The 17,848-nt window shown below is 70.8% G+C and carries 14 protein-coding genes; 8 read left to right on the top strand and 6 right to left on the bottom strand.

The genetic code is table 11. The features are described 5' to 3' along the window. Nucleotides 1–58: 58 nt before the first annotated feature. From ACFLIM_RS42880 to ACFLIM_RS42890, 3 genes are all read right to left on the bottom strand, one after another. On the bottom strand, nucleotides 59–2,146 hold the full coding sequence (locus ACFLIM_RS42880; RefSeq protein ID WP_393175212.1) for a 3-hydroxyacyl-CoA dehydrogenase NAD-binding domain-containing protein: 2,088 nt from the start codon (nucleotides 2,144–2,146) through the stop codon (nucleotides 59–61). Continuing rightward, a complete protein-coding gene (locus ACFLIM_RS42885; RefSeq protein ID WP_393175277.1) occupies nucleotides 2,143–3,306 on the bottom strand; it encodes a thiolase family protein in 1,164 nt (387 codons plus the stop codon). Before ACFLIM_RS42885 ends, ACFLIM_RS42880 begins: the two co-directional genes overlap by 4 nt. 61 nt (nucleotides 3,307–3,367) lie before the next feature. Next, entirely contained in the window at nucleotides 3,368–4,096 is a 729-nt protein-coding gene (locus ACFLIM_RS42890) for a hypothetical protein (RefSeq protein ID WP_393175214.1), read from the bottom strand. 239 nt (nucleotides 4,097–4,335) lie between these two features. Here ACFLIM_RS42890 and ACFLIM_RS42895 point away from each other — a divergent pair, with 239 nt between their 5' ends. From ACFLIM_RS42895 to ACFLIM_RS42930, 8 genes are all read left to right on the top strand, one after another. Beyond that, nucleotides 4,336–5,832, top strand: a complete 1,497-nt coding sequence (locus ACFLIM_RS42895) for an LCP family protein (RefSeq protein WP_393175216.1) — start codon at nucleotides 4,336–4,338, stop codon at nucleotides 5,830–5,832. A 579-nt stretch (nucleotides 5,833–6,411) separates the two neighbouring features. Further along, nucleotides 6,412–6,915 carry a DUF5753 domain-containing protein gene (locus ACFLIM_RS42900; protein WP_393175279.1) on the top strand — a complete coding sequence of 168 codons (504 nt, stop codon included), beginning with the start codon at nucleotides 6,412–6,414 and terminating at the stop codon, nucleotides 6,913–6,915. A gap of 468 nt (nucleotides 6,916–7,383) precedes the next feature. Beyond that, on the top strand, nucleotides 7,384–8,517 hold the full coding sequence (locus tag ACFLIM_RS42905) for a hypothetical protein (RefSeq protein WP_393175218.1): 1,134 nt from the start codon (nucleotides 7,384–7,386) through the stop codon (nucleotides 8,515–8,517). Between the two features lie 95 nt (nucleotides 8,518–8,612). Then, nucleotides 8,613–9,605 (top strand): LacI family DNA-binding transcriptional regulator, encoded by a 993-nt coding sequence (locus ACFLIM_RS42910; RefSeq protein ID WP_393175220.1) that lies wholly within the window; start codon nucleotides 8,613–8,615, stop codon nucleotides 9,603–9,605. Continuing rightward, nucleotides 9,602–10,375, top strand: coding sequence for a sugar phosphate isomerase/epimerase family protein (locus tag ACFLIM_RS42915; protein ID WP_393175222.1), 774 nt, complete (start codon nucleotides 9,602–9,604; stop codon nucleotides 10,373–10,375). Before ACFLIM_RS42910 ends, ACFLIM_RS42915 begins: the two co-directional genes overlap by 4 nt. 8 nt (nucleotides 10,376–10,383) lie before the next feature. Continuing rightward, nucleotides 10,384–11,307 carry an alkaline phosphatase family protein gene (locus tag ACFLIM_RS42920; RefSeq protein WP_393175224.1) on the top strand — a complete coding sequence of 308 codons (924 nt, stop codon included), beginning with the start codon at nucleotides 10,384–10,386 and terminating at the stop codon, nucleotides 11,305–11,307. Nucleotides 11,308–11,384: 77 nt separating this feature from the next. Continuing rightward, on the top strand, nucleotides 11,385–13,955 hold the full coding sequence (locus ACFLIM_RS42925; protein ID WP_393175226.1) for a PEP/pyruvate-binding domain-containing protein: 2,571 nt from the start codon (nucleotides 11,385–11,387) through the stop codon (nucleotides 13,953–13,955). Between the two features lie 4 nt (nucleotides 13,956–13,959). Then, nucleotides 13,960–14,568, top strand: coding sequence for a class I SAM-dependent methyltransferase (locus ACFLIM_RS42930; RefSeq protein WP_393175228.1), 609 nt, complete (start codon nucleotides 13,960–13,962; stop codon nucleotides 14,566–14,568). Nucleotides 14,569–14,584: 16 nt separating this feature from the next. Here the strand turns inward: ACFLIM_RS42930 and ACFLIM_RS42935 are convergent, their stop codons facing one another. Genes ACFLIM_RS42935 through ACFLIM_RS42945 form a run of 3 tightly spaced genes read right to left on the bottom strand, consistent with a single transcriptional unit; the run spans nucleotide 14,585 to nucleotide 17,759 of the window. Next, complete coding sequence (locus ACFLIM_RS42935) at nucleotides 14,585–15,457, bottom strand: sugar phosphate isomerase/epimerase family protein (protein WP_393175230.1); 873 nt, start codon at nucleotides 15,455–15,457, stop codon at nucleotides 14,585–14,587. After that, a complete protein-coding gene (locus tag ACFLIM_RS42940) occupies nucleotides 15,454–16,617 on the bottom strand; it encodes a dihydrodipicolinate synthase family protein (protein WP_393175232.1) in 1,164 nt (387 codons plus the stop codon). Before ACFLIM_RS42940 ends, ACFLIM_RS42935 begins: the two co-directional genes overlap by 4 nt. Next, entirely contained in the window at nucleotides 16,614–17,759 is a 1,146-nt protein-coding gene (locus ACFLIM_RS42945) for a Gfo/Idh/MocA family protein (RefSeq protein WP_393175234.1), read from the bottom strand. Before ACFLIM_RS42945 ends, ACFLIM_RS42940 begins: the two co-directional genes overlap by 4 nt. Nucleotides 17,760–17,848: the final 89 nt, after the last annotated feature.

Raw genomic sequence — 17,848 nt, forward strand, 5'->3', positions numbered from 1 at the left:
ACGCTACGACGGAGGCCATTGCGGGTTAAGGAGGCCCGCCGTACGGGCCCCCTTAAAATCACGCGGGCAGCGAGGCGATCCCGGGGGCGAGGAAGCGCGGCTGGGCGATGCCGGTCCTGTCCAGGTACGGGGTGATCCCGCCCAGATGGAACGGCCAGCCCGCACCCAGGATCATGCACAGGTCGATGTCCTGGGCCGCCGCGACGACGCCCTCGTCCAGCATGATGCGGATCTCCTCGGCCAGCGCCGTCAGGACGCGGTCGCGTACCTGCTCGGAGGTGGAGGGTGCGGAGCCGCCCGCGAACAGGGCCACCGCCTCCGGGTCGAGCGTGAAGTCCGGGAGGTACACGCCCGGCTTGCCGCCGGCGACCAGCTTGGCCAGGTTCTCCGAGACGCCGAACCGGTCCGGGAACGCCTCGTGCAGCGTCTCGGCCACGTGCAGGCCGACGGCCGGGCCGACGAGCTGCAGCAGCGCGAACGGCGTCATCGGCAACCCGAGCCCGTCGAGCGCGTGCTCGGCGACCTCCAGCGGCGTGCCCTCGTCCACGGCCGCCACGACCTCGCCCATGAAGCAGGTCAGCAGCCGGTTGACCACGAACGCCGGAGCGTCCTTGACCAGCACGGACGACTTCTTCAGCGACTTGCCGACCGCGAACGCCGTGGCCAGCGTGGCGTCGTCGGTCGCCGCGCCCTTGATGATCTCCAGTAGCGGCATGACGGCGACCGGGTTGAAGAAGTGGAACCCGACCAGCCGCTCGGGGTGCTCCAGACCGGCGCCCATCTCGGTGAGGGACAACGAGGAGGTGTTCGTGGCCAGCACGCAGTCGGCCGAGACCACGGCTTCCACCTCGCCGAACACCTGCTTCTTGACCGCCAGGTCCTCGAAGACGGCCTCGATCACGAAGTCGGCGCCGGCGAAGGCGTCCTTGGTCAGCGAGCCGGTCACGAGGGAGCTGAGGCGGTTGGCCTGGTCCGCGGTGATGCGGCCCTTGGCGAGCAGCTTGCCGACCTCGTCGTGTACGTACCCGATGCCCTTGTCGAGCCTGGCCTGGTCGAGGTCGGTCAGCACGACCGGCACCTCGAGGCGGCGCGCGAACAGCAGCGCCAGCTGCGAGGCCATCAGGCCCGCGCCCACGATGCCGACCTTGGTGACCTTGCGGGCCAGCGCCCGGTCCGGCGCGCCCGCGGGCCGCTTGGCGCGGCGCTGCACCAGGTCGAAGGAGTAGAGCCCGGCCCGCAGCTCGTCGCCCATGAGCAGGTCGGCCAGCGCCTCGTCCTCGGCGGCGAAGCCCTCGTCGCGGGTGGCCGTCTCGGCCCGGGCGATCAGGTCGAGCGCCCGGTAGGGGGCGGGTGCCGCGCCGCGCAGCTTCAGGTCCACCAGGAAGCGGGCGTCGCCGACCGCCTTCTCCCAGCCGTCGTGGGCCGGCCGGTCCACGACGACCTCGCCCTTGACCACCCGGGCGGCCCAGCGCAGCGACTCCTCCAGGAAGTCGGCGGGCTCGAACATCGCGTCCGCCACACCCAGCTCGAACGCCTGCGCGCCCTTGATCATGCGGTTCTGCGACAGCGGGTTCTCGATGACGAGCTTGATCGCGTTCGCCGGGCCGATCAGGCGCGGCAGCAACTGCGTGCCGCCCCAGCCCGGCACCAGGCCGAGGAAGCACTCCGGCAGCGCCACCGCTGGCACGCCCGCGGAGATCGTCCGATACGTGCAGTGCAGCGCGAGCTCCAGCCCGCCGCCCATGGCCGCGCCGTTCACGAACGCGAACGACGGAATCGGCAGCTCGCCCAACCGGCGGAACACGTAGTGGCCCAGCGCCCCGATGGCCAAGGCCTCCGCGCGCGTGGTCAGGGCGGCGGCGCCCTTGAGGTCGGCGCCGACGGCGAAGATGAACGGTTTGCCCGTCACACCGACCGCGGCCAGGTCGGTGCGCGCGGCGATCTCCGACAACGCCCCGTTGAGCGCGAACAGGCCGTGCGGGCCGAACGTGTTCGGCTTGGTGTGGTCGAACCCGTTGTCCAGGGTGATCAGCGCCATCGTGCCCGCGCCGCCGGGCAGCTGGACATCGCGCACCAGCGCCTTGGTGACGACTTCGTCGGAGTTGCGCTCGCTCAGCAGCGCCCGCCAGGTCTCGAGGTTCGTCATGCCAGGTTCTCCCAGATCACAGTGCCGCCCATGCCCATGCCGACGCACATCGTGGTGATGCCGTAACGCACGTCGGGACGCTCGCCGAACTGCCGCGCGAGCTGCGTCATCAGCCGCACGCCCGAGGAGGCGAGCGGGTGGCCGTAGGCGATCGCGCCGCCGTAGGGGTTCACGCGGGCGTCGTCGTCGGCGATCCCGAAGTGCTCCAGAAACGCCAGCACCTGTACGGCGAACGCCTCGTTGATCTCGAACAACCCGATCTGCGAAATGTCCAGACCCGCCAGGCGCAACGCCCGCTCAGTGGACGGGATCGGCCCCACGCCCATGACCTCCGGGTCCACACCCGCGAACGCGTAGGACACCAGCCGCATCTTCGCGTCCAGCCCCAGCTCGGCGGCGACTTCCCGGGCGGCCACCACGCAGCCGGTGGCGCCGTCGTTGATCCCCGAGGAGTTGCCCGCCGTGACGTGGCCGTGCGGCCTGAACGGCGTCTTGAGCCCGCTCAGCCCCTCCAGCGTGGTGCCCGGCCGGGGCGCCTCGTCCTCGACCGCCAGGCCCCAGCCCTTCTCGGCCGTCCTGATCGCGGTCGGCACCAGGTCGAGCTGGATCTTGCCGTCGGCGTAGGCCTTGGCCGCCTTCTCCTGCGACAACACCGCGTACGCGTCCGCGCGGTCCTTGGTGATCGTCGGGTAACGGTCGTGCAGGTTCTCCGCCGTCATGCCCATGACCAGCGCGCTCGGGTCGACGAGCTTCTCGGACAGGAACCGCGGGTTCGGGTCGACGCCCTCGCCCATCGGGTGGCGGCCCATGTGCTCGACGCCGCCCGCGATGGCGACGTCGTACGCGCCGAACGCGATGCCGCCCGCGACCGAGGTGACCGCGGTCATCGCGCCCGCGCACATGCGGTCGATCGCGTAGCCAGGGACGGTCTTGGGCAGCCCGGCCAGCACCGCCGCCGAACGGCCGATGGTCAGGCCCTGGTCGCCGATCTGCGTGGTCGCGGCGATGGCGACCTCGTCCACGCGCTCCGGCGGCAGGCCGGGGTTGCGCCTGACGAGCTCGCGGATGACGCGGACGACCAGGTCGTCGGCGCGGGTCTCCGCGTACAGTCCTTTCGGCCCTGACCTGCCGAAAGGCGTGCGTACGCCGTCGACGAACACGACGTCACGAGAGGAAGGCACGGATTCGCTCCTCGTTGCTGGATGGGGTTCCGTGCCTATGCTACTCGTCGGTAACTACTCCGCAGACGAGGGCTGTCGTGAGCAACGCGTACACGACGCCGGTGGCGGGCTCCCACAGGTGGGCGCGGGCCCCGAGCAGGGCGGCGACCGCGACGGCCGCGCCCGCCCAGAGCGCCGCGCCTCCTCGCGGGCGCGCGCCGTGACCGGGATCCCATGGATCGCCAGGAGATCCGCCCGATCGCCCGGCACGCGCCAGCATCCCCAGCGCGTCCCGTGCCCACCAGAGCAGGAATGACACGCCGGCCGCGCAACTCAGCACGGCCAGCGCCTCGACGGCCCAGCTCAGGGCGTCGGCGAAGGCGTACAGGGCGGCCTGGCGGAACTGGCGCGGCGCCGTCCAGCCGAGCAGCAGCGTCACCACCCAGCCCGCGGCGACGGCCAGCCTGCTCAGGGCGCGTGCCCTGCCCGAGGGGGCGGCGGCGTAGAGCTCGTGTTCGCGCCGCCGCGCCAGGCGGGCTCGCCGGCCCCAGACGTACTGGGTGATGGCCAGCGTGGGGAGGGCCGCCACGAAGACCGCCAGGGACAGTACGGCGAGCGGGAGCGTCTGCTCCCTGGTCGGCGCCCGGTCGGCGAGCATCTGGGCGGTGGTAAGGAGGGAGATCGAGGAGGAGAGCGCGACGAAGGCGCCGCGGCGGGCGGTCCTGGCCCTGGCGCGCAGCCCGGCCACCGCCTCGGCGCCGGGGGGAGGCGCCATCTCGGTCAAGAGCATGAACGTCATCATGGCGTCACCGCGCGTAGTGACGCCCCGGATTCGCCTTCTTCGGATGGAGCCCTCGCTGTGTGGCCGTCGCCGTGGGGTGACGAAGGAGTACCGGCGGAGCCAGAGTCTCCCGCGGCACCGACCGGCGAACTAGCCTGGGGCCGTCCGCATGCGTGGCAAAGAGCGGATATGTCGTGAGTTCCTGTTTGTGACTATGCTTCGCGATCATGGCGCAAGGGGTGAACCGCGTGAGAGGGCAGCAGGAGGACGCGGCTCTGGGCCGCCGGGTCGCCCCGCCGCCACGCCGGTCGAAGGGTGATCCCCGGCCGCGGCGGAACCCGTTGACGCCCATGGGGTGGGTGAGCGTGGCGTTGACGTTCGTGCTGGTGGCGGCCTGTCTCGGAGCGTACGCGTATTACCGGCGCCTCGAGGCCAGCATTCCCCGCGAGGCCATCAACGTCGGCGCGAGCCGCCCGCCGGAGACCGGGGCGCTCAACGTCCTGCTCGTCGGCTCCGACTCCCGCGACGGCGATAACAAGAAGTACGGCGCGAAGTCCCAGGGGCTGGGGGAGCGTACCGACACGATCATGATGCTGCACATCTCCCCGAACCGGGACAAGGCAACCATGATCAGCTTCCCCCGCGACTCCATGGTCATGATCCCCGAGTGCCAGAGCCGGACCGGCGGCGTGCTCCCCGGCGGCCTGCGCCAGATCAACTCCGCCTTCAACGACGGCGGCATCAACTGCACGATCAAGACCCTCGAATCGCTCACCAACATCAAGATCAACCACTTCGTGAAGGTCGACTTCACCGGCTTCAAGGGCATCGTCGACGCCATCGGCGGCATCGAGATCTGCCTGCCCAAGCCCGTCAACGACCCCAAGTCCAAGCTGGTGCTCGGCGCGGGCAAGCACGTGGTCAGCGGGGAGCAGGCGCTGGGCTACGTACGCACCAGGTACGCGCTGGGCGACGGCAGCGACCTGAGCAGGATCCAGCGCCAGCAGGTCTTCCTCACCAAGGTGCTGGAGAAGGTCACCGGCGGCGGCCTGCTGACCAACCCCGCCAAGCTGAACGGCTTCCTGGAGGCCGCCACCGCCGCCGTCACCGTGGACGAGGGGCTCACCCTCGACCGGATGCTGGAGATCGCCAGAAGCGTCAGCGGGCTGACGGCCAAGGAGCTCAAGGGCATCACGGTGCCCACCGAGCCCTATCCGGCGGACAAGAACCGCGTGCAGTTCAGCCAGCCGGCCGCGGGCGACTTCTTCGAGAATGTACGCAGCGACGTCGAGGTCACCACCAGCCCCACCCCCGGCAAGTCCGCCGCGCCCAAGATCGAGAACGCGCAGGTGCGCCTCCAGGTCCTCAACGGCACCGCCGAGCTGGGCAAGGCCGTCAAGGTGGCCGACGAACTGGCCGCCCAGGGCTTCGTGGTCACGCAGGTGGGCAACGCCCCCACGACCGCCACCACCGCGATCCGCTACGCCAGGAACGACACCCAGGACGGCCCCGCGTACGGGGAGGCGGTGGCCGCCCGGCTCTCCAAGGACAAGCGGACCCCGGTGGCGGGCAAGGTCAAGCCGGTCAACCCCAAGCCGTACGAGTCCAAGGCCACCCAGGTGCCCGACGGGCCGATCATCCAGGTCGTCATCGGGACCGACTGGCCCGGCGTACGGGTGGTCTCGGCGATCCCCGACTCCCTCAAGGACAAGGTCGTCGACACCAACACCAACCCCTGCCTCTGACGGGGATGCCCATGCAGGATGCCTCATGCGGCACCGGGCAATCGGCTTGCCGGAGACCGCCGCTGCTGACCGCGTATTTCCCGTTCCAGGTGCCTGAATAGTTCGTCCAGGTTGGCGCCGCAGCGTGACGTTGGAGAGTCCGCTGTGATCCGGCACCAGGGCGGTGCGGAAGGCGATGTAGCCGCCTCCGGCGCCTTCCATGATCTCCCAGCCCGGGACCTCTTGGTCGTCGTCACAAGCGTTTTCTCCACAGGGTCGTGATTGGTTGGGGAAGGGCGCAGGCTGGGCGTTGGCGGTAGGAATCGCCCGGCCTGCGCCGGATAGTGCGGTGCGGCGGGGAAGTCGTCACCGGGCCGCCCGCACGCGGCGTGGCAATGCAGCGCGTCGGTGGATGCGCTGCTCCGGGCCCAATCGGATGCCACGCCACACTCATCAGAGCAGGGGTCGCATGAGCAGGCCGGCATGTGTGGTTTCGGCCATCCGCTCTAACAGTTCACGAGATTGCATGTTTACCGCCCCTGATCGCGTCCGAATTGCGGCTCGTGTCGCAACAGAAATGGGAATTGTCCTGTCGAACCGCTGCTCGTCCCCGGCCTACTCCAGACGGAGCAATATGCTCGCGCCGTCCTACGCGCGGAACCGGGCGCGACGGAGGAGAAAGTAGAGGAGGCGCTGAAGGCTCGGCTCCGACGCCAGTCAATTTATGGCCGGCCCAACCCTCCCATGGTGCAATTCGTGATGGATGAGGGAATCTTGTATCGCCCCGTCGGGGGAGAGGCCGTCATGTACCAGCAACTCACGCACCTGCTCACGATGATGGATCACCCGAACATCACGATCCAGGTTGTCCCCCTATCGGTGGGGGTGAACTGCGGGCTGATGGGCGGGTTCGCCATCGCGCACGTGCCCCGCTCTCCTGACACCGCCTACCTGTCCGCCCCGAAGTGTGGGACGCCTTCATTGACGGCGCAAAAAAGGGCGAATTCGACGTCTAACGTCACACAAAGCCCCTGGCGTCACGTCGGGGGCTTTCTCTTGCTTGATCAAATGTCTTGTTTGCTGCGCCACAAACTCTCAGCTTGAATCCAGAGTCAAAGCCCTCTGAGACTCAGCTCACCTATTTCCACGACGCCGGCAACGCGCCGCGCGTGGCTGACGACACCAAACCCCGGCGACGACCAGCGGTTGCGCGCCCGGTTACCCGGTGCACGCCGCCTGGGCAACGGGGTCAGGCCGTAACGCCGGTCCCAGTTCCCGCGCCAGGCCCTTGGCGAGGCCGCCGCTCGGGCCCCGGCGCGGGGTGAACGTCGAGCGGGTGAAGGCGGCCCTGGGCGACGTGCTCGACGGCCTCATCGCCTGACCGGCCGCGATCCGGGTCGAGACCGCCGGATGAAGCGATGACGACGGCGGCCCGGCATCCACCGCGCCCGGTCCAAGCTGGCCCATGTTACGCAGAGTGATTTGAGTGAAACTTGTGAAATTTCCGGACAAGGTGTGGTCGGGTCTGCTAGGAAAGGGCGCGGTCCGAATTCGCATTAGAGAGGTTCCATCGTGGCGCGCGACGAGAACGACAGGGCATATGAGGAAGGGCAGGGGAGGTCGTTAAACCCCGAACTGACGGGCGACGTGTTGTCCCCGCGGTGGAGCACCGAGGACACCGATGAGCAGCCCGCCATCCAGGTCGTCGGCAACGAGACCTACATCCTGCCGCCCGCCAAGGGCTCGCTGACCAGTGAGCCGCAGGTGGGCGAGGGCCTGCGTGACGTGCTCGACGACCCCGGCGGGCGCGACGTGCTCGACGTCCCTCACGACGCCCTCGGCGGGCCGAGCGGCTCGCACGACCTGGGCAGTTCGTACGATCTCGGCGGGCCCAGTGGCTCGCACGACCTGTACGACCTGGGCGGCCCGAGCGGCGCCCACGAGATCGGCGGTTCGTACGATCTCGGTGGACCCAGCGGCGCGCACGAGGTGCTCGGCGAGCCCAGCGGCCCGCACCGCGTGGATGACGAGAACCCCTATCTTCCGCTTGACCGGAGCTACGAGGGACGCGACGACGAGCGCGACGAGGAGCAGCCCAAGCGCGGCTTCCTCGGCTCGGGCTGGACCGACGACTCCCGCGACGGGGGTTCGGGCGGCGAGGGGGAGGTGCGCCGCCGTACCAGGGTGCTGCTGGTGGTGGCCGCCGCGGTGGTGCTGATCGGCGTGGGCGCCGGATTCATGCTCACCGGCAACTCCTCCGACGACCCGTGCGCGGCCGGCCGGTGCGCCAGCGCGGGCGAGGTGACCTCTCCCTCCGAGACCGCGGCTCCCGAGGACACCGCGGAACCGACGGAGGAGTTCAGCCCCGAGCCCACCGATTCGGTCACCGACGAGCCCAGCGAGCCTGAGTCCGACAAGCCCACCACCCCGCCGACGCAGCGGGCCAGGAACACGCGCGAGCCCGTACGCTCCACGCCCACGCGCGCCGGCGAGCCGACGTCCAAGACGAGCAGCAGGGCCACCCGCTCCCCGACGAACCAGATCCGGGAGACGACCGACGACGGCCAGGACACCACGAACAGGCAGCAGCAGAACCAGCAGCCGAAGACCCAGGCCACGCAGCCGCCGCCCGCCACGCAGGCGCCCGCGCCGACGCCCACGCAGGAGGAGAAGAAGGGGCTGCTCGACATCCTGTTCCCCTGGTAAGCGCTTGTGCTGGGCACGCTGGACACGGCCCACCATAGGATGCGGATCCAGGTGCCGGTCTGGCACACTGGGAAACCGCTTTCCGTGGAGGTGCCGTGGTCACGCTTGAGGACGTCGCCAAGCAGGCGGGCGTCTCGCTCGCGACCGCCTCGCGGGTGCTCAACGGCAGCACCCGCCAGGTGGGCGCGGCGCTGCGGGCGCGGGTCGAGCGGGCCGCCGACGAGCTCGGCTACCGCGCCAACATCGCGGCCCAGACGCTGGCCCGCGGGGCGAGCAACGTCATCGGCATCGTCGTACACGACCTGACCGACCCCTACTTCGCGGCCCTGGCGGACGGGGCGATGCGGGCGGCGGCCACCGAGGGCCTGCTGGTCATGGTGGGCACCACGCATCGCGACCCCGAGCAGGAGATCGCCTACGTGGCCACGCTCAACGCGCAGCGCGTCCGTGCCGTGCTGCTGGTCGGCTCGCGCGTCGCCGACCCCGCGGTCACCGCGCGGCTGCGCGACGAGCTGGCCAGATACCAGGCCGGCGGCGGCCGGGCCGCCTGCGTGGGCCAGGACCTGCTCGGCGTGGACACCGTCGCGCCCGCCAACCGGGAGGGGGCGGCGCAGCTGGCGCGTTCGCTGGCGGGGCTCGGGCACACGCGGTTCGCGGTGCTGGCCGGACCGCCGCACCTGGTGACGGCGGCCGACCGGTGTGCCGGGTTCGCGGGGGCGCTGGAGGAGCTGGGGCTGCCCGCGCCGTACGTGATCCACGGGCCCTTCGACCGCGACGGCGGCTACGCGGCGGCCCAGCAGGTCACGGACGCCACCTGCGTGTTCGCGGTCAACGACGTGATGGCGGTTGGGGCGCTGGCGGCCTACCGGGAGCGCGGGGTGCGGGTGCCCGAGGACGTCTCGGTGGCCGGGTTCGACGACATCGTCACTCTGCGTGATCACGTGCCCGCGCTGACCACCGTACGGCTGCCGTTGAAGCACATGGGGGCGCGGGCACTGGAGCTGGCGCTGGGTGAGGCGGACACCGTCGTGGTCGAGCAGGTGGCGGGCGAGGTCGTGTTGCGGGAGAGCGTACGGAGGATGGTGTGAGGCTGGCGGTCAGCACGCTGGGGATGCCCGGCGAGGGGCTCGACAGGGCGATCGAGATCGCGGCCGGGCACGGCTGCCAGGGGCTGGAGTTGCGGCTGCATCCGGACACCGGAGTGCACAGCGGGCTCGGGGCCGGGGAACGGCGGTCGGTGCGGGAGCGGGTCGAGGGCGCAGGTCTCGAAATTTCCGCCCTCGCCGGATACGTCAGGATTTGTGAGCCTGGACCGGATGAACCGGTCATCGAGGCGCTGCTCGCCGATCTGCGGCTCGCCGCCGACCTGGACGCGCCGGGCGTGCGGGTGTTCCCGCGCGGCGACGATCCCGCCGTCGGCGCCCGCCGGCTCAAAGCGGTCTCCGGTACGGCCGGCGCGCTCGGCCGCCGCGTGTACGTCGAGACCCACGACCTCATGGCCACCGGCGCCGCCGTGGCGGGGCTGCTGGCCGAGGCGGGCCGCCCCGAGACGACCGGTGCGATCTGGGACCTGCTGCACCCGTGGCGGCACGGCGAGTCCCCGGCCGAGACGCTCGCCGCGCTCGGGCAATACCTGTCCTATGTCCAGGTCAAGGACGCGGTCTCGGCCGCGGACACCACTCCGGTGCCCATGGGGACGGGGTCCGTGCCGCTGGACGAGGCGGGCGGCCTGCTGCGCGGGGCCGGTTACGACGGGTGGGTGTCGCTGGAGTGGGAGCGCACGTGGTATCCGCAGGTCGCCCCGGTCGAGGAGATCCTGCCGGGAGCGGCTGACTGGGTGCGGCGTTTCACCGCTTAGATAGGGGGATGTCCTCTTTAACGAACAAAGTGCTCGTCGTCGGTATGGACGGGCTGCGGTTCGACCGGCTCCAGGCCGTGGGATCGCCCGTACTGTCCGCCTTGATGTCCTCCGGCGCGTACGGCACCAGCAAACTCCCCTACGGCGAGGCCGGGACACCCCGTACGGAGTCGCCCGGCGAGATCGTCCCCAAGGCCCCTGAGCCGGGGGACGGCGGCCGGGTCATCAGCTCGCGTACCGACTCGGGGCCAGGCTGGTCGTCCATCGCCACCGGGGTCTGGCCCGACAAACACGGCGTCGTGGACAACGGGTTCGCGACACCCCAATTCCGGAAATTTCCGGATTTCCTGACTCGTGCGAAGAATGCCCGGCCTGAGCTGGCGACGGCGGCGTTCTTCTCGTGGGCGGCGCTGGACGAGCACGGCGCGTTCAGCCGCGCGATCGACCACCGCCTCGTCCTCGACGGGTACACGGTCGGCTGGGCCAACGCCGACGAACAGGTCGCCGAGGCCGCCGAGCGGCACCTGGCGGAGGCCGACCCGGACGCCCTGTTCGTGTACCTGGGCGACACCGACGAGGTGGCCCACGACCTCGGCCCGCACTGCTCCGAATACGCCGCCGCCCTCCAGGCCCAGGACGCCTACCTGGGCCGCCTGCTGGACGCGGTCCGGGGGCGGGCCTCGTACCCGGGCGAGCGCTGGACCGTGCTGGTCACGACCGACCACGGGCACGTGGACGAGGGCGGGCACGGAGGCACGTCGGACGAGGAGCGCACGGTGTTCGTGATCGCGCACCGGTTGGGCGACGACCTGGGCGGACGCTCGCTCGGCGAGCCGCGCCTGGTGGACGTGGGGCCGACGGCGCTGGCCGTGCTGGGGGTGGCGGCCGACCCGGCCTGGGACCTGGACGGCGTACCCCTGGAGTTGGGATAAGTTTTCATCGAGTGTTGAATTCATGCCGGGAAAGCGTGAGACTCATAACGGGACGCTGAACGGTTGGGGTGCATTTGATGAAGACGGCGCTGGACTTCTCCGAGATCGACGCCGGGATGCTGGCCGAGGTGGGCGGCAAGGCCGCGAACCTCGGCGAGCTGACCAGGGCCGGGCTGCCCGTGCCGCCCGGCTGGGTGCTGACCACGGAGGCGTACCGGCAGGTCGCCGAGGGGCTCGAGACCAGCGGTGAAGGGCTGGCCGAGCGCGCCAGGCGGCATCTGCTCCAGGCGCCGGTGCCGGACGCCGTACACGAGAGCATCGTGAAGTCCTACGCCGCGCTCGGGAACGACGTGCCCGTGGCGGTGCGCTCGTCCGCCACGGCCGAGGACCTGCCGTTCGCCAGCTTCGCCGGGCAGCAGGACACGTTCCTCAACGTCGTGGGTTCCGAGGCGGTGGTGGACGCCGTACGCCGCTGCTGGGCCTCCCTCTGGACCGACCGCGCCGTGGCGTACCGGGAGTCCAACGGCATCGACCACGCGGTCGTGCGGCTGGCGGTGGTCGTACAGGTGATGGTGGACGCGCAGGTCGCGGGGGTGATGTTCACCGCGAACCCGGTGACGGGACGGCGGCACGAGGCCGTCATCGACGCCAACCCCGGGCTGGGCGAGGCGGTCGTCTCAGGCGCGGTGAACCCCGACCGCTTCATCGTCTTCGGCGGCGAGATCCTGGAACGCCAGGCCGGGGACAAACGCCTGACCATCCGCTCGCTGCCGGGCGGCGGCACCGAACGCGTCGAGACCACCTCGGAGGGCTTCTGCCTGACCGACGACCAGGTACGCGACCTGGCCGCGCTGGGCACCCGGGTGGAGGACCACTACGGCGCCCCCCAGGACACCGAGTGGGCCGTCGACCAGGACGGCACGCTCTGGCTCACCCAGGCGAGACCGATCACCACCCTCTACCCGCTGCTCGAAAACGGCCGCCCTGGCCTGCGGGTGTACTTCTCGCTCAACGTCGCCCAGGGCGTCATGGGTCCGCTCACGCCGATGGGGCTGTCGGCTTTCCGGCTGATCAGCGCCGGAGCGGCGGGCCTGTTCGGCTACGGCCCGGCCAACCGCCTCGACGGCGCCCCGTTCATGGCCGAGTCGGGGCAGCGCATGTGGATCGACCTGACCACGGCCGTACGCAGCCGCTTCGGCCGCGCCGTCCTCCCGCGCATGCTCACGCTCGGCGAGGCCCGCACCGCTCCCGTCTTCGGCCGGCTGGTGGAGGATCCGCGGTTGTCGCTGACGCACACCTCCCGCCGCCCGGTCCTGCGCGGCCTGCGCCGGTTCGCCCGCCGCATCCACGCCCCTTCCCGGGTGCTGCTGGCCCTGACCAGACCCCCCAAAGCCCTGGAGTACGCCGCCCGCGTCGGCGCTGAGCTCGACCAGCGGCTGGCGCTGCCCGACCCCGTCACCCCCGCCCAGCGCCTCGACCACGCCGAACGCACGCTCGCCGGCACCTTCCCGGCCATCGTTTCGATCATGCCCATCGTGATCACCGGCTACGGCCTGTTCGCCCTGGCCGCCAAGCTGTCCGGCGTGCCGGTGAACGACATGCAGGACGTCCTGCGCAGCGTCCCGCACAACCCGACCACGGAGATGGACCTGGAGTTGTGGGACCTGGCCACCCGCATCGAGCCGGACCCGTTCCGGAAGGAGCCGGTGTCCGAACTGGTCCGCCGCTACCGGGCCGGGCAGCTGCCGCCCGTCGCGCAGCGCGAGATCACCGCGTTCCTGGACAAGTACGGCCACCGCGGCGTCGCGGAGATCGACCTGGGTCTGCCGCGCTGGTCCGAGGACCCCGCGCACATCCTCGGCGTCCTGGCCAACTACCTGCGCATGGACGGCGGCGCCGACCTCGCTCCCTCGGCGCTGTTCGCCAAGGGGGCGGACGCGGCGCGTTCCGCGGTGGCCCAGGTGGTGGCCGCGGCCCGCCGCAAGGGCCGCTGGCGGGCCGCCGTGGTGGGGTTCGGGCTGCGGCGCACGCGGATGTTCGCGGGGTTGCGCGAGCTGCCCAAGTTCTACGCGGTCAAGACCATCGCGGCGGTACGGCGGAGCCTGCTCGTGGTCGGCGACCACCTGGTGGACGCCGGAGTCCTGGACTCGGCGGCCGACGTGTTCTTCCTCAGCATGCAGGAGGTCAGGTCGGCCCTGGGCGGGGGCGATCTGCGGGAGTTGGTGGGGGAGCGGCGGGCGGCGTACGCGCAGGAGTCGCGGCGCAGGCACGTACCCAGGGTGCTGCTCTCGGACGGCACCGAACCGGAAGCCCTCGCGACGGCACCCACGGACGGTGCGCTCATAGGGACGGCGGCCTCGGCGGGCACCGTCACGGGCGTGGCCAGGGTGGTGCTCGACCCGATCGGCGCGCACCTGGAGCCGGGCGAGATCCTGGTCTGCCCCTCGACGGATCCCGGCTGGACGCCGCTGTTCCTGACGGCGGGCGGGCTGGTGATGGAGATGGGCGGCGCGATGTCGCACGGAGCGGTGGTGGCCAGGGAATACGGCATCCCGGCCGTCGTCGGCGTGCCCGACGCCACTCACCGCGTCACCACGGGCCAAGAGATCGAAGTGAACGGCGCGGCGGGCACCGTAACGCTATTGTGATCAAATGCCCGAGGTGTACTGGAACCACAACGTTCACTACCAGCGGCTCGTCATGACGCTCGTGCCCGAGGGCTGCGAGCGTGCGCTCGACGTCGGGTGCGGCGACGGGCTGCTGGTGAGCAAGCTGGCCGCCCGCCTGCCCACCGTGACCGGAGCCGACCGGTCCGCCGAGGCCATCGCGATGGCCCGCCGGCAGCACGGCGACCTGGACAACGTCACCTTCGTGGCGGCCGACTACCTCGACGACCCGAAGGGGCTGCTCCCCGAGGGCAAGTACGACCTCGTCACCGCCGTCGCCGTCATCCACCACGCGGACTTCCGAGAGGCCGTGAACGGCCTGGTCCGGCTGCTGGCGCCGGGCGGGCGGCTGGTGGTCGTCGGCCTGGCGAAGGAGCGTACGCCCCTGGACTGGATCATCTGCCTCTCGGGGCAGGCGGTCTCGCACGTGCTCAAGCTGTTCCACGGCGGCAAGCGGAATCCGGGCGTGCCGGCCATGGCCCCCGTCATGTCGTGGGGAGAGGTCGCCCGGTCGTCGCGAGCGCTGTTGCCCGGCAGCCGCTTCCGCCGCCTGCTGCTGCGGCGCTACCTCCTGGTCTGGGACAAACCGAGCTGAGGCGCTGGGGCGACGGTCACGGTGTGATGAGCACCACGTCCTCGTAACGGGCCTTCATCGTGGCCACCACCTCGTCCGGGTCGGCGGCCCAGATGTCGGCGTTGAAGATCTCCACCTCGACGTCCCCGGTGTACCCGGCGGCCAGGACCGCCCGCGTGATCGGCCCGAAGTCGATCACGCCGTCGCCCATCATGCCCCGCCCGAGCAGCACGTCCGCGGGTAGCGGATGCAGGTAGTCGCACACCTGGTACGACGCGATCCTGCGGCCCGCCCGCGCGATGTCCTCGAACAACCTCGGGTCCCACCACACATGGAACGTGTCCACCACCACCCCGACCTGCTCCTCCGGGTAGGGAAGGCTCAGGTCGAGCGCCTGGCCCAGCGTGGACAGGACCGCGCGGTCCGGGCAGTAGATCGGGTGCAGCGGCTCCAGGGCCAGCTTGACGCCCCGCTCCCCGGCGTACGGCGCGAGCTCCGCCAGCGCCTCGGCCACCCGCTCCCGTGCCCCGGCCAGATCCCGCGAGAACCTGTTCGCGGGTAGCGGCTCGCCGGGTTTCACGCCGGGCAGCCCGCCCACCACCATCACCAGACAGGCCGCCGTGAGCTCGGCCGCCTCGTCGATGGCCCGGCGGTTCTCGTCCAGCGCCTGCGCGAAGGCCCGGCGCCCGTCCTCGCCCGGCAGCCCGCCCGCCGTCAGGAAGCCGCCGCGGCACAACGACGACACCCGCAGCCCGGCCTCCCGTACCAGCTTGATGCTCTCCGCCAGCCCCTGCTCGGCGACCTTCTCCCGCCACAGCCCGACCGCTTCCAGGCCGTGCCGCACGCACCCGTCCACGGCCTCAGCCACGGACCAGCGCCTGGTCGTCCATTGGTTGAGTGCCAGACTCACAGGCCGTTCACCGCCAGCAGCGCCTTCATGCGGCGGACGGCCAATTCCTGGTCGGTCAGCAGCCCGGCCTGGTCGGCGAGGCGGAACACCTCCGACAGGTGGACCAGCGAACGGGCCGACTGGGCGCCGTTCACCATGGTGAACGCGTCCTGGTGGCCGTTCAGCCAGGCCAGGAAGACGATGCCGGTCTTGTAGTGATACGTCGGCGCCTCGAAGATCTTCCTGGACAGGGGGACGGTCGGGGCGAGGATCTCGTCGTACGAGGCCAGCAGTCGCTCGCGATCCGCCGCGTCGAAGGCGGCCTCTGCGGCGTCGAGGGTGTGCAGGGCGGCCGCCGCTGCCGGGGCGATGGCGTCGAAGATGCCCAGCAGGGCGTGCGAGCCCGACCTGATCAACGACGGGTAGTTGAAGTCGTCACCCGTGTACAGCTTCACGCCGTCGGGCAGCGCGGCCCGCAGGCCCACCTCGTGCTCCTCGTCCAGCAGCGACACCTTCACGCCGTCCACCATCGAGGCGTGGGCGTGGATCAGCTCCAGGAACGACTCGGTCGCCGCCCCCACGTCGCGCGAGCCCCAGTAGCCCGCGAGTTGCGGATCGAACATCTCGCCCAGCCAGTGCAGGATCACCGGCCGGTCGGCCAGGCCGAACAGTTTTCCGTACACCTGGTGGTAGTCCGCGGGCCCGGTGGCCACCCTGGCGAGCTGGCGGGAGGCCATGATGATCACTCCGGCTCCCGCCGACTGTACGGTCTCGATCTGCTCGGCGTACGCGGCCGTGATCGTGTTCAGGTCGGCGGCGCCGGGCGCGTGGTCGGTGCCGGCCCCGCAGGCCACCAGCGTCGCCGGGTCGCCGAACGCGCGGGCCTCGGCGGCGCTGCGCCGGATGAGCTCCTTGGTCGCCGCCCAGTCCAGGCCCATGTTGCGCTGGGCGGTGTCCATGGCGTCGGCGACGCGCAGGCCGTACGACCACAGGTGGCGGCGGAAGCGGAGGGTGGCGTCCCAGTCCACGGCGGCGGGGGAGCCGGGCGTGTTGTCGCCGAGCGGGTCGGCCACGACGTGGGCCGCCGCGTAGACGATGCGGCTGGCGGCGGGCGTGGGTGACTGTGGCCAGGTCACGGGCTCGCGCAGCCGGTACGCCCCGCCGGGCAGGTCGATCATCACAGCTGCGGCACCTCGATCCTGCGGCCCTCGGCGGACGAACGCAGGCCCAGCTCGGCGAGCTGGACGCCGCGGGCGCCGGAGGCGAAGTCGTACGGGAAGGGCGCGTCCTCCACCACGTGCCTGATGAACGCCTCCCACTGGACCTTGAACCCGTTGTCGAACTCGGCGTTGTCCGGCACCTCCTGCCACCCGTCGCGGAAGCGCGCCGTGGCGGGCAGGTCGGGGTTCCAGACGGGCTTGGGGGTGGCGGAGCGGTGCTGTACGCGGCAGTTGCGCAGCCCCGCCACGGCGCTCGCGTGCGTGCCGTCCACCTGGAACTCGACCAGCTCGTCCCGGTTCACCCGAACCGTCCACGAGGAGTTGATCTGAGCGACGATGCCGCCCTCAATCTCGAAGATCCCGTACGCGGCGTCGTCCGCGGTGGCCTGGTACGTGTTGCCCTGCTCGTCCACACGTGCCGGGATATGCGTCACGGCCCGCGCGTAGACGGACTGGACGCGGCCGAACAGGTTCTCCATCACGTAGTGCCAGTGCGGGAACATGTCGAGCACGATCCCGCCGCCGTCCTCGGCCCGGTAGTTCCACGACGGGCGCTGCGCCTCCTGCCAGTCGCCCTCGAACACCCAGTAGCCGAACTCGCCGCGCACCGACAGGATCCGCCCGAAGAAACCCCCGTCGATCAGCCGCTTCAGCTTGAGCAGGCCGGGCAGGAAGAGCTTGTCCTGTACGACGCCGTTCTTGACGCCCCTGGCCGTGGCGGCCTCGGCCAGCGCGAGTGCCTCCTGCGTCGACTCGGCCGTGGGCTTCTCGGCGTAGATGTGCTTGCCGGCCTCGATGGCCTTCAGCACGGCCTTGACCCGGGCGCTGGTGACCTGGGCGTCGAAATAGATCAGGTTGTCGTCGTCGGCCAGGGCCGAGTCCAGCTCCGTGGTGAAATCCGAAATATCGTGCTTCGACGCAATATCTGCAAGTTTGTCGGCATTCCGACCGACCAGTACCGGCTTGAGGTTGACCCTGCCGCCGTCCGAGAGCGTGACGCCGCCCTGCTCGTTGATGGCCAGGACGGAACGGACCAGGTGCTGGCGGTAGCCCATCCGTCCGGTGACGCCGTTCATCACGACGCCGATGGTGCGCACGCTCATGAGGATCCCTTCAGGCAAAAACATGGGGAAAGCGCTTTCCCGAACCGTACGGCCGTGCGACCGAGGGCGTCAAGTATCGCCCCTCCAGG

Origin of the sequence: Nonomuraea marmarensis (assembly GCF_043197025.1) — a bacterium.
GTDB lineage: Bacteria > Actinomycetota > Actinomycetes > Streptosporangiales > Streptosporangiaceae > Nonomuraea > Nonomuraea marmarensis.